The sequence below is a fragment of the Ruegeria sp. F5 genome, assembly GCF_056533845.1.
The window spans coordinates 60331-72925 of the sequence record NZ_JBQFOU010000010.1 but is presented as its reverse complement, the minus strand read 5'-3'; the positions used below and the strand labels follow the sequence as shown (position 1 = coordinate 72925).

Below are 12595 nucleotides of genomic sequence, written 5' to 3'. Positions count from 1 at the left end.
AGATAAAGACGGGGCGCGGAGGGCATATGGATCAGGCACAGATCGAGGTTCAGGTACTGGCATCCCTGTCGCAGATATCTGCGGCAGAGTGGGACGCCTGCGCCTGCCCCGAAGCGGCAGGTGGCGGACGCCCGCTCGATCCCTTCACCACGCATAGGTTTCTGCTGGCGCTCGAGGAAAGCGGTTCCGTCGGGCGCGGCACGGGCTGGCAGCCGCAATATCTGACGGCCTATCTGGACGGGATGCTGATCGCAGCGGCCCCGATGTATGCCAAATCGCATTCTCAGGGCGAATATATCTTCGACCATAGCTGGGCCCATGCCTATGAAAGCGCGGGCGGGCGGTATTATCCCAAGCTGCAGATCGCCGTGCCGTTCACCCCCGCCACCGGTCGCCGTTTTCTGGTGCGCCCGGGGTACGAGGCGATTGGCATGTCGGCGCTGGCGCAGGGGGCGGTGCAACTGGCCGCTGACAATCAGGTCTCCTCGCTCCATGCCACGTTCTGTACCGAGGATGAGGCGCTGGCCGGCGCGCAAATGGGCCTGATGGTGCGGTATACGCAGCAATTCCATTGGCTGAACGAAACCTACCCGGATTTCGACGCGTTTCTGGCGGCCCTGTCGTCGCGCAAGCGCAAGAATATCCGAAAGGAACGGGCGCAGGCCTGCGGCTTTGGCGGCGATATCCGCACCCTAACCGGTGACGAGCTGCGCCCCGAGCACTGGGACGCGTTCTGGCGGTTCTATCAGGACACCGGCGCGCGCAAGTGGGGCTCACCCTATCTGACGCGGCAATTCTTTGATATCGCTCAGGAAACCATGACGAATGACATCGCTCTGGTGCTGGCCGAACGCAACGGCTATCCCATCGCGGGGGCCTTGAACTTTATCGGGCGCGAGACGCTGTTTGGTCGCTATTGGGGCTGCGTCGAACACCATGCCTGCCTGCATTTCGAACTGTGCTATTATAGGGCGATCGATTTTGCCATCGCCCATGGCCTGAAGCGGGTCGAGGCCGGTGCGCAGGGCGAGCACAAGCTGGCGCGCGGCTACCTGCCGACCCGCACGCATAGCCTGCACTGGGTCGCCGATCCCGGATTTGCCGACGCGGTCAAGAAATTTCTGGACGCCGAGGGCCGGGCGGTGGGAGAAGAGATCGAGATTCTGACCGAATACGGACCGTTCAGAAAATCGAACCCGGAGGAACACCAATGACCGAACTTTTGTCGACCGAGACGCGCGGACCGCTGCTGGACCCGCTGTTCAAAAACGGCTGGACCATGGTTGAAGGCCGGGACGCGATTACCAAGACCTTCATTTTCGACAATTTTGTCGCTGCCTTCGGCTGGATGACGCAGGTGGCGATCTGGGCTGAAAAGTGGAACCACCATCCCGAATGGTCGAATGTCTACCGCACGGTCGAGGTGGTGCTGTCCACCCATGATGTCGGCGGCCTGTCGGCGCTGGATGCCAAGCTGGCGCGCAAGATGGACGGTCTGGTCTAACCCCGGTCGCTTTGCGAGCCCTGACCACCGGCAAGCGCCGCCGTGATGCCCAGCTGCCGGAATTCATCCGGTGTCACGGTGCCATCGCTGACGTCGATATTGCGGGGGATGCCCGTGGTCCGGTTGCCGATTGACCGGACGCTGCGCGCCGCCGGGTTGATGTCCAGACAGCGCGTTTCATAGCAGGTCAGCCCGCTGGTATTGATCTGGATGCGCGCCTGCCCGTCCGGCCCGGTGACAACAGGGGCCTGCGGTACGTCGCAGGCCGCCACCAGAGCCAAAGCCCCCAGACCGATCCATTTGTTCATCGCCCGCTCCTGACCCTAATCCAGCTGACCGTTGCCGTCCAAATCCGCAGCGTTGAAGTCGCTGTCCATCTGCGCGTCATATTCTGCTCTGGAGATAAGGCTGTCATTGTTGCGGTCAACATTTTGGAATTGTTTGATGTCCAGAAACGGCTTGGCCTCGTCCAGACCCAGCGTGCCGTTCTTGTCGTCATCCATTTCCTGAAAGGCGTAGTCGGAAAAAGCGTTAAACTCGTCCTTGGACAGAAAGCCGTCATTGTTGGCGTCGATGGCTTTCAGCTCGTTTTCATGCAGCTCGCCCACGGTTTCGGCACTGGCTGCTCCGGCCAGAAGAGCCGCTGTGATGACGATAATCTGACGTTTCATGGCGGCGCTCCTCAGCATGCGAATCTCTGACCTTCAAAGCCGCCCGCGGCGGCCCCTGCTGCGGTCAGGATGGTTTTGCCCGACCCGCCGCCGAACTGGTTGCCGATGGCCCCGCCGATCAACGCGCCACCCAGCGTGCCGCCGAGGCAGGCAATCTCGTGCTGGCGGGCGGCCTGTTGCTGCGGGGTTGGGGCCGGTCCGCAGGCGGCCAACAGCCCCGCGCCGGTCAGGATAAGTGAAAAAGCCTTGAGTTTCATGAATTAACTCCCCGGTTCATATGCGCCGAGTATTCGCGCATCGGGGCGTTCTATCAAGTGAAATACGGCGTGGATGGCCCCGACGCTGCCGGGGCCGCGCAGGGTTACATGGCCGCAAGCAACGTCTCGCCGGCGGACACTTCGCAGGTGCCGGGGCTTTCTTCCAGGTTCAGCGCCGTGACCTTGCCGTCCTCGACCAGCATCGCATATCGTTTGGAGCGCGCGATCAGGCCCGCAGGCGGGGCGTCGAATTCCATGCCGATGGCCTTGGTGAACTCGGATGCGGCGTCTGCCAGCATGGTCAGGCCTGCCCCGGTCGCGCCGGTCGCCTCGCCCCAGGCTTTCATCACGAAGGGATCGTTGACCGAGATGCAGATGACCTCGTCCACGCCTTTGGCGTCGAACTGATCCTTGGTGCGCATGAAGCTGGGAACATGGGCGGAACTGCAGGTTGGCGTAAACGCGCCCGGCACTGCAAAAATCACCACCTTGCGCCCTTTGACCTTGTCGGACAGCCGAACCTCTTCCGGCCCCTCGGCCCCGATCCGGGTCAGCGTTGCGTCGGGCAGAGTGTCACCTGTTGAAATCATTTTTAAGCTCCTGTCGTTTGGATTTGCAGAGTCGGGCTCAGCCGCAATATAGGTGAGCGAAGCAAGTTAACCACGGGAATTCGACAGGGTGGGAGGAGCATGAGCCATATTGTCGTGATCGGTGCGGGGCAGGCGGGGTCTTCGCTTGTCGCCAGGCTGCGCAAAGACGGGTTTGAAGGGGACATCACCCTGATCGGGGCCGAGCCGCATCTGCCCTACCAGCGCCCGCCTTTGTCCAAGGCCTATCTGCTGGGCGAGATGGAGCTGGAGCGCCTGTTTCTGCGCCCCGAAAGCTTTTATGCCGATAACAACATCACCCTGCGTCTGGGCCAGCGCGTGACCGGCATCGACCCGCAGGCCAAGACCGTGATGGTCGGGGATGAGGTCATCGCCTATGACGAGCTGGCGCTCACCACCGGGTCCGACCCGCGCCGCCTTCCGGCCGCGATTGGCGGTGATCTGAACGGCGTGCATGTGGTGCGCGATCTGGCCCATATCGACGAGATGGAGCCCCGCGTCACCGACGGCGCGCGCGCGCTGATCGTGGGGGGCGGCTATATCGGGCTCGAGGCTGCGGCGGTTTGTGCCAAGCGCGGCGTAAAGGTCACTCTGGTCGAGATGGCGGATCGCATCCTGCAACGGGTCGCCGCGCCCGAGACCAGCGACTACTTCCGTGCGCTGCACAGCGGCTACGGGGCCGATATTCGCGAAGGCGTCGGGCTGGACCGTCTGATCGGTGAAAACGGCAAGGTCACGGGTGCCGCGCTAAGTGATGGCACCGAGCTTGAGGTCGATTTCGTCGTGGTCGGCGTGGGCATCGCGCCCTCGACCCAACTGGCCGAGATGGCGGGGCTGGAGCTGGACAACGGAATCAAGACCGACGCCCATGGCCGCACCTCGGACCCGTCGATCTGGGCGGCGGGTGATTGTGCGTCCTTCCCCCATGGCGAGGGGCGTATCCGGCTGGAAAGCGTGCCCAATGCCATCGATCAGGCCGAGATCGTGGCCCAGAACATGCTGGGCGCAGCCAAGGGCTATACCGCGACGCCGTGGTTCTGGTCGGATCAGTATGACGTCAAGCTGCAGATCGCGGGCCTGAACACCGGCTATGACCGCGTCGTGACCCGCAAGGGCGAGGGCGCGACCGTGTCCTTCTGGTATTACAAGGGCGACCAGTTGATTGCGGTTGATGCGATGAACGACCCGCGCGCCTATATGGTCGGAAAACGCCTTATCGACGCAGGCAAGACCGCTGATCCGGCGGTTGTGGCCGACGCGCAGGCGGATCTGAAACCGCTGCTCAAAGCGTGAGGATCATCGCCGGAGACTTCCGGGGCCGCGCCTTGGCCTCGGTCGGCAAGGGGGACGCAGGCGCGCATCTGCGCCCCACCACCGACCGGGCGCGGGAAAGCCTGTTCAACGTGCTGACCCATCTGATCGATTTCGAAGGTCTGCGGGTTCTGGACCTGTTCGCAGGCACCGGCGCGCTGGGGCTCGAGGCGCTGTCGCGCGGTGCCGAGCACGCAACATTTGTGGATGACGGTCGGGTGGCGCAGCGCCTCATTCGCACGAACATAGACCTGACCCGCAGCGCCGACCGGACGAGCCTGATCCGCCGGGATGCCACAAAGCTGGGCGAAAATCCCGGTCCGGCCTGTGACCTGATCTTCCTCGACCCACCGTATGGCAAGGCGCTGGGCCAGAAGGCCGTTGAGGCCGCTCTTGCGGGCGGATGGATCGCCGATGACGCGCTGCTGGTCTGGGAAGAAAGCACCCCGATGGTCGCGCCGAACGGGTTTGCCCAACACGATACGCGAAAATATGGCGACACCCATATCTCATTGATGTGGCGCGATATTTCAGACTGAAACAGGCGAGGGCCCATGCACGATCTGGTGATTTTCGATTGCGACGGCGTTCTGGTCGACAGCGAGCCGCTGTCCAATCAGGTGCTTGTCGACAATCTGGGCCGCTATGGTCTGGACCTGACGCTGGAGGACAGCGTCGGTTTCTTTCTGGGCGGTACAATGACCGGCGTGCGTGACAAGGCGCGCGATTTGGGGGCGGATCTGCCCGAGGATTGGGTCGATCAGGTCTATGCGGAAACCTATGCGCGCCTGCGGCAGGGCGTGGCGCTGATACCTGGCGTTCGCGAGTTGCTCGATACGCTGGATCACCACGGTATCCCGTTCTGTGTCGCCTCGAACGGCAGCCCGGACAAGATGGCGATCACGCTGGGGCAGAACGGTCTGTGGGATCGTTTTGACGGGGCCATGTTCTCGGCGCACCAGTTGGGGACGGCGAAACCGGACCCTAAGATGTTCCGGCTTGCCGCTCAGCAGTTTGGCGCATCCGCGCCGGTCGTCATTGAAGACAGCCACAATGGTGTGACCGCTGCGATCCGCGCCGAGATGCGCTGTCTGGGTTATGCGGCCCATGACGACGGCGCGAAACTGGCGGAAATTGGCGCAGAAGTGTTTTCCGACATGGCGGATGTTCCCCGGCTTTTGGGACTCTGACCCGAAAACATGCTATGGTCCGAGCCATGGACCGCGCCTTAACTCCGCCGCTCTGGGCTTTCGAACCGGATACCGACGCCGCAACCGGCCCTCCGCCGAAACCAAGGCGCGCGCCCGTGTTCATCCATGACGCAGTGACGCCATGGGGGTCCGAGACGATGCTGCTGAAGCTGCTGCGCGATCAGGCGCAGGATCAGGACGAATAGGTCGGATGAAACTTGTCGCCGGGTGACAGGGTGAAAATCTCGACCCCGTCCGCCGTTACACCCACCGAATGTTCAAACTGCGCCGACAGCGACTTGTCGCGGGTCACGGCGGTCCAGTCATCGGCCAGCGTTTTGGTTTCGGGGCGGCCCAGATTGACCATCGGCTCGATGGTGAAGAACATACCCTCTTCCAGCACCGAACCCGTTGCCGGACGCCCGTAATGCAGCACATTCGGCGGTGCGTGGAACACCCGGCCCAGCCCGTGACCACAGAAATCGCGCACGACCGACATCCGGTGTGCTTCGACATAGGCCTGAATCGCGTGGCCGATATCGCCGAAGGTGTTGCCCGGCTTGACCATCTCGATGCCCTTGAACAGGGCATCGTGCGTCACCTGGATCAGCCGCTCGGCCTTGCGCGGCAGTTTGCCCGCCACATACATGCGCGAGGTGTCGCCGAACCAGCCATCGACGATGACGGTCACGTCGATATTCAGGATGTCGCCATCCTTCAGCTTTTTGTCGCCGGGAATGCCGTGGCAGACCACATGGTTGACGCTGATACAGCTTGCGTGCTGATAGCCCTTGTAGCCAATGGTGGCCGAGGTCGCGCCCGCATCCTCGACCATCCGGGTGATCAGCCCGTCGATGGCACCGGTGCTTTGACCGGGGAAAACATGCTCGGCGATGTCATCCAATATCCGCGCCGCCAAGGCCCCTGCCGCGTGCATGCCGGCAAAGTCACCCTGTTCGTAGATGCGGATACCGTCTTTGGTCAGACGGCCACGATGTTCTTTCATCGACGCTAGGCTCCAAATGTTTCGCGCAGCATTCCTTTTACGCTGCTTGTGCAGAAAGTACCAGAGGGTGTGAGGTTGTGGGCTCTGTTCGGTCGTTCAGATGGTGCCGCGGGTGCCGACTTCAAGGGGACGCAACTGCCACGACCTTGCACGGACGGAAGCCGATCCAGCGCGCACTTAGTCGCGAATCTTTGATCGCTGATTTAAGGCGATCCGAAAAAAACACTCGGCGCCGAACAGTACGATCCAGCCAAAGGTCCAAATCGCTGGCCGCAGTAGGGTCCACGGCAAGTTGGTTCTTACCTTCGGGAATTGCTTGCCAGACTTCGCCACTCGTTCCGACCGCACGTAGACCCGTAGAAAGATCAGGCAGAAAGGTCTTCCGGTTCTCCAGAATATGCATCAAAAACCAGCGTCGCCCCGGATACGGTGTTTTCTGGTCGTATTCCAGCAATGGTACCTCGTGAAAACGGGTGCGGCCCAGTTCAAACTGCGTGAGCACGTTACGCATTTCTTCGGAGGCATAAATCAAAGCCATCGCGCCCGTGAATATGTCTGGCAAGTTCTCTTTCTTCTTCTTTTGAAGGTCGTAGTACGTGAAATAGATGTACTCGGGATACTCCGATACCGGGATGTCCTGAGCATCCTCATATCTGTCCTGAAACGCCACGTACCCCTTCGGCCTCGGAGCATCCAAATGAACGCTGATGGGCTGAATGTTTCGGGTACTGTGGAGAAGAAGGGATTCCCAAACTTTCTTATGTGTCACTGCGCTCTCAATAACGTTTGTTTCAATCGGTTGAACAGAATCACCGTCAGAACCTGTTTTCAAGTCTGGAAATCGCGGTTCCAAACTAGACCGTTGCTAACCCAAACTCCTTCCGTGGAAATACACGTGCCACAGATCAGCCGCTCCACACCCTGCGTCTGCGCCCCTTCAAACGCCGCCGCATAGGCCGGGTCGATATCGGCGGCCAGCGCAAAGCGGTCGCAATCGGTGCGCTGCACCAGATACAGCATCACCGCCCGGTGCCCCTGCGCCGCCATTGCCGCCAGTTCGCCCAGATGTTTGGTGCCGCGCGTGGTGACGCTGTCGGGAAACTCGGCCAGACCGGGCTGGCGCGAGAGGGTGACGCTTTTGACCTCGACATAGGCATCCGGCAGGCCGGGCTGGGTCAGCAGGAAATCTATACGGCTGTTTTCGCCGTATTTGACTTCCGGTTTCACGGTTTCGTATGCGGCCAGTTCGGGCACTTCGCGCGCCTCCAGCGCTGCCCGCAGCGCCTTGTTCGGGACCGAGGTATCGACACCGGTAAAATGCCCGTTCTCATGATCGACCAGCCGCCAGCCGTATTTCAATTTCTTCTTGGGGTCGTCATTGGGCTCCAGCCAGATTTTCTCGCCCGGCTCGGCGAGACCCATCATCGATCCGGGATTGGCGCAATGGGCCACCACCTCGCGCCCGTCTTCCAATGTGCAATCGGCCAGAAAGCGCTTGTAGCGGCGGATCAGGCGGGCGGGGACAAGGGGGGTTTCAAATCGCATGGCCAAGGGCCTATACCTGCCCTGTGGGCCGATCAAGAGGGAGGGCGCGCCATGGCCAATCCAACCGCAGCAATGCTTGTGATCGGGGATGAGATCCTGTCGGGCCGCACCCGCGACGCCAATATGCATTACCTGGCGCAGGAACTGACCAAGCATGGCATCGACCTGAAAGAGGTGCGCATCGTCAGCGACGACGCCCCGGCCATAGAAGCGGCGGTCAGGGACTTGTCGAAGGCGCATGACAACGTGTTCACCAGCGGCGGCATCGGTCCGACCCATGACGACATCACCGCCGACTGCATCGCCCGTGCCTTTGATACGCCCATCGATATCCGCGCCGATGCCCGCGCCTTGCTGCAGGCCCATTATGACAAATCCGGGCTGGAGCTGAATGCCGCCCGCCTGCGCATGGCGCGCATCCCCGAGGGCGCGGCCCTGATCGACAACCCGGTCTCGACCGCGCCGGGGTTTACCCTTGGCAATGTGCATGTGATGGCCGGGGTGCCTTTGGTGTTTCAGGCGATGGTGGCCAGCGTTCTGTCGACGCTTACCGGCGGCAGCCCGCTTTTGTCCCAGACCCTGCGCGTGAACCGGGGCGAGGGCGATATCGCGGCCACTCTGGCAGCGCTGGCGGATGCGTTCGAGCAGCTTTCGATCGGCTGCTACCCATTCCAGATCAACGGCGTTTTCGGGGCCAATGTGGTGGTGCGGGGCACGGACGGGGCGCAGATCGATGCCGCCATGACTCGGTTGGCGAAGGAGCTTGATCTTTGACCATCAACTGGGCAGACGTCGTCGATGGCACCTGGCCTGCGGCCCGGTATGACACCTGCGGACCTTTCCAACTGCGCGAAGGGCAGGGCGGCGGGTCGCGCGTATCTGCCGCCAATGGGCTGGGACCGGCGACCGACAGCGATATCGACGCCGCCGAGGCCGCGATGCTGGCGATGGGCCAGAACCGCATCTTTTGCCTGCGCCCGGGGGATGAGGCGCTGGACGCCCGGCTTGCCGCGCGCGGCTATGATATCCTCGATCCGGTCAATATCTATCGTTGCCCTGTCGGCCAGCTGACCGATCCGCCTCTGCCCCCGCTGGTGGCGTTCGACGTCTGGGAACCACTTGCGATCATGCGTGAAATTTGGGCGCAGGGCGGTATCGGGCCCGAGCGGGTCGCGGTGATGGAACGCGCGCCCGGCCCCAAAACCGGCCTGCTCTTGCGCCATGACAACCGCCCCGTCGGGACGGCATTTGTGGCGCTGCACGGCGACATCGCCATGGTGCATGCGCTGGAAATCCTGCCCGCGCATCGCCGTCAGGGGGTTGGCCAATGGGGCATGCGCGCTGCGGCCTTCTGGGCTCTGGACAATGGCGCGCAGACCCTTAGCGTGATCTGCACCAAGGCCAATGCCGGGGCCAACGGCCTGTATCGTGCCCTCGGAATGGAGATCGCGGGCGAATATCACTACCGTCAGCGTGCCTGACAAGAGGGACCAACGTGACCAAAAAAGACATGCCAACCGCGCTTGACCTGCCGATGGTCGATCCGCTGCCGCCCGAGACGCAAAAATATTTCGATATCTGCGTCGAAAAGCTGGGCATGGTTCCGAATGTTCTGAAAGCTTATGCGTTCGATATCGACAAGCTGAACGCCTTCACCACCATGTATAACGACCTGATGCTGGCCGACAGCGATCTGTCGAAACTGGACCGCGAGATGATTGCGGTCGTCGTGTCAGCGATCAACAAGTGTTTCTATTGCCTAGTGGCGCATGGTGCGGCGGTGCGGCAGCTTTCCGGCGACCCGCAGTTGGGAGAGATGCTGGTGATGAATTACCGCGTTGCACCCCTGGACACGCGACAGCGCGCGATGCTGGATTTCGCTGCCAAGATGACAACCGCCAGCGCCGAGATCGAAGAGCCCGATCGCCAGCGTCTGCGCGATGCCGGGTTCAGCAACCGCGATATCTGGGACATCGCCAACGTGACCGGGTTTTTCAACATGTCGAACCGGGTGGCCGGCGCCACGGGCATGGTTCCAAACCCCGATTACCACGCGCAGTTTCGATGATCCGGCGTCTTGCCCTTTGTACCCTGCTGCTTGCCGGTCCCGCCGCCGCGCAGGACCTGACCCTGCCATCCAGCGCCCGGCAGATCAGCGACCGGACCTCGCCGCTGGACAGCTATGACCTGCCCACCGGCCCCTTTGCCGGTGGCGCGGTGCCCGCCCGCAACGTCGAAGGCCGGGTCGAGCGCTATACCTGGCGGCTGCAGGCCGGGTCCAGCACCACGCTGCAATTGCTGGCCCCGCTGCGCGACCAGATCGAGGCGCAGGGCTTTGACATCCTCTTCGAATGCGAGGCGCGCGCCTGCGGCGGTTTCGATTTCCGCTTCGGCACCGAGGTCGTTCCGACCCCCGACATGTACGTGGCCATTCAGGATTACCGGTTCCTGTCGGCCACCAAAGGCCCCGAGGTGCTGAGCCTGCTGGTCAGCCGCAACCCGCCCGACGGCTACGTCCAGCTGATCCGCGTCACGCCGGTGGACGCGCCCGATCCCGCCCCCGTGGTGATCGAGGAAACGGTCGACGGCGCAGGCGGCTTGCTGGAGGATCTGCAACAGAACGGCCACGTCATTCTCGACGACCTGCATTTCCGCACCGGAGAAGTGACGCTGGGCGAAGGGCCGTTTGCCTCGCTGTCGCTGCTGGCGGGGTTCCTGTCCGACAACCCCGATCTGCGGCTGGCGCTGGTGGGGCACACGGATGACACCGGCACCCTGCAGGCCAACACCGATGTCAGCACCAAACGCGCCCAATCCGTCCGCGCCCGCCTGATCGAGGCGCACGGCGTCGCTGCGGATCGGATCGAGGCGGATGGCGTCGGCTATCTGTCCCCGCTCACCTCGAACGAGACCGCCGAAGGCCGCGACCTGAACCGCCGGGTCGAGGCGGTGTTGCTGGTGAATTAGGGGGGTGGGTGCGGGTGGTATGGCGCTTGCGTTGTAATTGGAAGGGATTCTCACGTGCGGAAACGACTGTAGCCTACGCTGGGGGTAAACTACTGACGCGAATTTATGCGCAGCGATGCAAACAAAGCCTTCACACGATCCGCTGCCTCAGGCCATTGGCCTATTTTAAGCAATGGAAGGTTGAAACTGTAGCCCAGTGATCCTTCAAAGACCTGAGCGTGACAAACCTCATCAGCGTATCGCCCACTTAGGCAATACAGGATTATGCGTCGTTCTGTATTCTCGTCAAACCCATCGACTATCAGCCTATCTGTCCCCATCAGGTCATCAGGGTCCAACATGTTGGGGTCGGGCATCATCGCCGGCGATATAGCGTTTTCAAACACATTTGGTTCACGTGGGTTGTAGATCAGTTCCAGTGTTTCTGTGATCGAAGAATAGGTGCCGTCCGACCCGATCAGTTGATTGCTGCGGATGGAAAGCCGATCCGTGTAGGCGTGTGGATGAAGCTCTGGCCCGATGGAATATACATCAGAACCCACGCCGTAGATGGTGTTCTCAACCTCCCCGTTTTTGATTGCTTCGGCGAAATTCTCGATAGGGTAGCAGGTTGGAACGCCCCAGGTTGCTTTGACGTTTTTAACGAACTCTTGCCGCCGTATCGACCAGTGCGCGACCAACGAGGTCTGGTTATCAACGCGTTTCAAAAGCCCGAGATGTGGGTATGCATGGCCCTTTGGCAGAGCAAAAAAACCAAGCTGTTGAATTTCAGAAACAGGCCCTGCCCCATTTGAGGTTGCCAGGCACCAAGCCTGACCCTCCGCAAGCGCTTCGGCGGCGGTGAGTATTCGGTTGGGTTGCTGTGCACCCATGGTTGCGGCGACCGCCAAAGTGACAAAGTTGACGGCCAGCATGATCGCGAGCTTTCGTCTTGAAATTGCAAGAACAACAACAGCGGCGGCGGAAGCCAGAATGGCTGTGCCAATATCGAGGTTCACCCCCGCGGACACACCCGAGAGCATATATGCAAGCGATATCGCCAGAGCCGGACCAACGCAGCAACCCACGGTTGCTAAAGCGATAACATCGAAGCAATACATGAAGCGGTTTTTGGGGCCGATCATGGTGTTGGCGTTCAGGGTGTTTCGTATCGCAGAAACCGTCAGCCTTATGAATATCGCGAGGGCGATAATTGAGACAAAGAGAATAATTATCGCTGTGCCGATAACGTAGCCCAAGTTTTGATCGGACCAATGAACAGGTCCTTCCAAGAGCTTTCCCGCTATGTAGGCAGTGGCGGAAAGGCCCGCCAGTCTCCACATAAGAAATGCGGGCAGAAATGGGCTGATTAAAGCTAAGATAAGGAAGGCTGAGTAGCAGAAAACAGCTATATCGTGAATCATGTCCGGACCCAAAGTTCTCAAATCTGGTCACAGAAACGTCTGTGAACTCTTATGAAACTCTTTTGCCACGACTAGATGGCAGAATTTGATGAGAGTTTGCGCAGTTTTTCCTGAATTATGAGCCGGTTATCTG

18 protein-coding genes are annotated in these 12595 nt (G+C 61.0%); 10 read left to right on the top strand and 8 right to left on the bottom strand.

What is annotated here, in order from left to right; translation table 11 throughout:
• Positions 1 to 26 precede the first annotated feature (26 nt).
• Both ACR0K1_RS15955 and ACR0K1_RS15950 read left to right on the top strand, forming a co-directional pair.
• On the top strand, positions 27 to 1214 hold the full coding sequence (locus ACR0K1_RS15955; RefSeq protein ID WP_480612095.1) for a GNAT family N-acetyltransferase: 1188 nt from the start codon (positions 27 to 29) through the stop codon (positions 1212 to 1214).
• The gene (locus ACR0K1_RS15950; RefSeq protein WP_480612096.1) at positions 1211 to 1504 is read left to right on the top strand and encodes a 4a-hydroxytetrahydrobiopterin dehydratase; all 294 of its coding nucleotides are present in this window, start codon (positions 1211 to 1213) and stop codon (positions 1502 to 1504) included. The genes ACR0K1_RS15955 and ACR0K1_RS15950 overlap by 4 nt, the downstream gene beginning before the upstream one ends.
• Here ACR0K1_RS15950 and ACR0K1_RS15945 read toward each other — a convergent pair.
• From ACR0K1_RS15945 to ACR0K1_RS15930, 4 genes are all read right to left on the bottom strand, one after another.
• Positions 1501 to 1812, bottom strand: a complete 312-nt coding sequence (locus ACR0K1_RS15945) for a hypothetical protein (RefSeq protein WP_480612097.1) — start codon at positions 1810 to 1812, stop codon at positions 1501 to 1503. The genes ACR0K1_RS15950 and ACR0K1_RS15945 overlap by 4 nt on opposite strands.
• 15 nt (positions 1813 to 1827) lie before the next feature.
• Entirely contained in the window at positions 1828 to 2175 is a 348-nt protein-coding gene (locus ACR0K1_RS15940) for an EF-hand domain-containing protein (RefSeq protein WP_480612098.1), read from the bottom strand.
• An 11-nt stretch (positions 2176 to 2186) separates the two neighbouring features.
• On the bottom strand, positions 2187 to 2432 hold the full coding sequence (locus ACR0K1_RS15935) for a glycine zipper 2TM domain-containing protein (RefSeq protein WP_480612099.1): 246 nt from the start codon (positions 2430 to 2432) through the stop codon (positions 2187 to 2189).
• A 104-nt stretch (positions 2433 to 2536) separates the two neighbouring features.
• Complete coding sequence (locus ACR0K1_RS15930; RefSeq protein ID WP_480851262.1) at positions 2537 to 3022, bottom strand: redoxin family protein; 486 nt, start codon at positions 3020 to 3022, stop codon at positions 2537 to 2539.
• A 99-nt stretch (positions 3023 to 3121) separates the two neighbouring features.
• On the opposite strand from ACR0K1_RS15930, the gene ACR0K1_RS15925 reads away from it, so the two are divergent.
• From ACR0K1_RS15925 to ACR0K1_RS15910, 4 genes are read left to right on the top strand one after another with little or no spacing between them, the layout of a single operon-like run.
• Positions 3122 to 4333, top strand: a complete 1212-nt coding sequence (locus ACR0K1_RS15925; RefSeq protein WP_480612101.1) for an NAD(P)/FAD-dependent oxidoreductase — start codon at positions 3122 to 3124, stop codon at positions 4331 to 4333.
• Positions 4330 to 4890 carry a 16S rRNA (guanine(966)-N(2))-methyltransferase RsmD gene (rsmD, locus tag ACR0K1_RS15920; RefSeq protein ID WP_480612102.1) on the top strand — a complete coding sequence of 187 codons (561 nt, stop codon included), beginning with the start codon at positions 4330 to 4332 and terminating at the stop codon, positions 4888 to 4890. Before ACR0K1_RS15925 ends, rsmD begins: the two co-directional genes overlap by 4 nt.
• A gap of 15 nt (positions 4891 to 4905) precedes the next feature.
• Positions 4906 to 5541 (top strand): HAD family hydrolase, encoded by a 636-nt coding sequence (locus ACR0K1_RS15915; RefSeq protein ID WP_480612103.1) that lies wholly within the window; start codon positions 4906 to 4908, stop codon positions 5539 to 5541.
• 26 nt (positions 5542 to 5567) lie between these two features.
• On the top strand, positions 5568 to 5747 hold the full coding sequence (locus ACR0K1_RS15910) for a hypothetical protein (RefSeq protein ID WP_480851261.1): 180 nt from the start codon (positions 5568 to 5570) through the stop codon (positions 5745 to 5747).
• Here the strand turns inward: ACR0K1_RS15910 and map are convergent.
• The 3 genes from map to sfsA all read right to left on the bottom strand — a co-directional run bounded on the left by map (position 5735) and on the right by sfsA (position 8092).
• Positions 5735 to 6547 (bottom strand): type I methionyl aminopeptidase, encoded by an 813-nt coding sequence (gene map, locus ACR0K1_RS15905; protein WP_480612105.1) that lies wholly within the window; start codon positions 6545 to 6547, stop codon positions 5735 to 5737. The two genes, ACR0K1_RS15910 and map, sit on opposite strands and share 13 nt — an antisense overlap.
• Before the next feature lie 121 nt (positions 6548 to 6668).
• Positions 6669 to 7379, bottom strand: a complete 711-nt coding sequence (locus ACR0K1_RS15900) for an imm11 family protein (protein ID WP_480612106.1) — start codon at positions 7377 to 7379, stop codon at positions 6669 to 6671.
• A complete protein-coding gene (sfsA, locus tag ACR0K1_RS15895) occupies positions 7376 to 8092 on the bottom strand; it encodes a DNA/RNA nuclease SfsA (protein WP_480851260.1) in 717 nt (238 codons plus the stop codon). The genes ACR0K1_RS15900 and sfsA overlap by 4 nt, the downstream gene beginning before the upstream one ends.
• 51 nt (positions 8093 to 8143) lie before the next feature.
• Between sfsA and ACR0K1_RS15890 the strand changes: the two genes are divergently transcribed.
• Genes ACR0K1_RS15890 through ACR0K1_RS15875 form a run of 4 tightly spaced genes read left to right on the top strand, consistent with a single transcriptional unit; the run spans position 8144 to position 11059 of the window.
• Positions 8144 to 8866 carry a competence/damage-inducible protein A gene (locus ACR0K1_RS15890; protein ID WP_480612108.1) on the top strand — a complete coding sequence of 241 codons (723 nt, stop codon included), beginning with the start codon at positions 8144 to 8146 and terminating at the stop codon, positions 8864 to 8866.
• The gene (locus tag ACR0K1_RS15885) at positions 8863 to 9573 is read left to right on the top strand and encodes a GNAT family N-acetyltransferase (protein WP_480612109.1); all 711 of its coding nucleotides are present in this window, start codon (positions 8863 to 8865) and stop codon (positions 9571 to 9573) included. The genes ACR0K1_RS15890 and ACR0K1_RS15885 overlap by 4 nt, the downstream gene beginning before the upstream one ends.
• 29 nt (positions 9574 to 9602) lie before the next feature.
• Positions 9603 to 10160, top strand: coding sequence for a peroxidase-related enzyme (locus ACR0K1_RS15880; protein WP_480612404.1), 558 nt, complete (start codon positions 9603 to 9605; stop codon positions 10158 to 10160).
• Positions 10157 to 11059: an OmpA family protein gene (locus ACR0K1_RS15875; protein WP_480612110.1), complete on the top strand. Its 903-nt coding sequence runs from the start codon at positions 10157 to 10159 to the stop codon at positions 11057 to 11059. Before ACR0K1_RS15880 ends, ACR0K1_RS15875 begins: the two co-directional genes overlap by 4 nt.
• A gap of 89 nt (positions 11060 to 11148) precedes the next feature.
• Here the strand turns inward: ACR0K1_RS15875 and ACR0K1_RS15870 are convergent, their stop codons facing one another.
• Entirely contained in the window at positions 11149 to 12462 is a 1314-nt protein-coding gene (locus tag ACR0K1_RS15870) for a hypothetical protein (protein ID WP_480851259.1), read from the bottom strand.
• Positions 12463 to 12595: the final 133 nt, after the last annotated feature.

Coding starts and splice junctions, on each gene's coding strand:
- map (WP_480612105.1), bottom strand. CDS start 6,547: ATGAAAGAACATCGTGGCCGTCTGACCAAAGACGGTATCCGCATCTAC.
- ACR0K1_RS15880 (WP_480612404.1), top strand. CDS start 9,603: ATGCCAACCGCGCTTGACCTGCCGATGGTCGATCCGCTGCCGCCCGAG.
- ACR0K1_RS15955 (WP_480612095.1), top strand. CDS start 27: ATGGATCAGGCACAGATCGAGGTTCAGGTACTGGCATCCCTGTCGCAG.
- ACR0K1_RS15940 (WP_480612098.1), bottom strand. CDS start 2,175: ATGAAACGTCAGATTATCGTCATCACAGCGGCTCTTCTGGCCGGAGCA.
- ACR0K1_RS15950 (WP_480612096.1), top strand. CDS start 1,211: ATGACCGAACTTTTGTCGACCGAGACGCGCGGACCGCTGCTGGACCCG.
- ACR0K1_RS15935 (WP_480612099.1), bottom strand. CDS start 2,432: ATGAAACTCAAGGCTTTTTCACTTATCCTGACCGGCGCGGGGCTGTTG.
- ACR0K1_RS15870 (WP_480851259.1), bottom strand. CDS start 12,462: ATGATTCACGATATAGCTGTTTTCTGCTACTCAGCCTTCCTTATCTTA.
- ACR0K1_RS15890 (WP_480612108.1), top strand. CDS start 8,144: ATGGCCAATCCAACCGCAGCAATGCTTGTGATCGGGGATGAGATCCTG.
- ACR0K1_RS15910 (WP_480851261.1), top strand. CDS start 5,568: ATGGACCGCGCCTTAACTCCGCCGCTCTGGGCTTTCGAACCGGATACC.
- ACR0K1_RS15930 (WP_480851262.1), bottom strand. CDS start 3,022: ATGATTTCAACAGGTGACACTCTGCCCGACGCAACGCTGACCCGGATC.
- ACR0K1_RS15925 (WP_480612101.1), top strand. CDS start 3,122: ATGAGCCATATTGTCGTGATCGGTGCGGGGCAGGCGGGGTCTTCGCTT.
- ACR0K1_RS15915 (WP_480612103.1), top strand. CDS start 4,906: ATGCACGATCTGGTGATTTTCGATTGCGACGGCGTTCTGGTCGACAGC.
- sfsA (WP_480851260.1), bottom strand. CDS start 8,092: ATGCGATTTGAAACCCCCCTTGTCCCCGCCCGCCTGATCCGCCGCTAC.
- ACR0K1_RS15875 (WP_480612110.1), top strand. CDS start 10,157: ATGATCCGGCGTCTTGCCCTTTGTACCCTGCTGCTTGCCGGTCCCGCC.
- ACR0K1_RS15945 (WP_480612097.1), bottom strand. CDS start 1,812: ATGAACAAATGGATCGGTCTGGGGGCTTTGGCTCTGGTGGCGGCCTGC.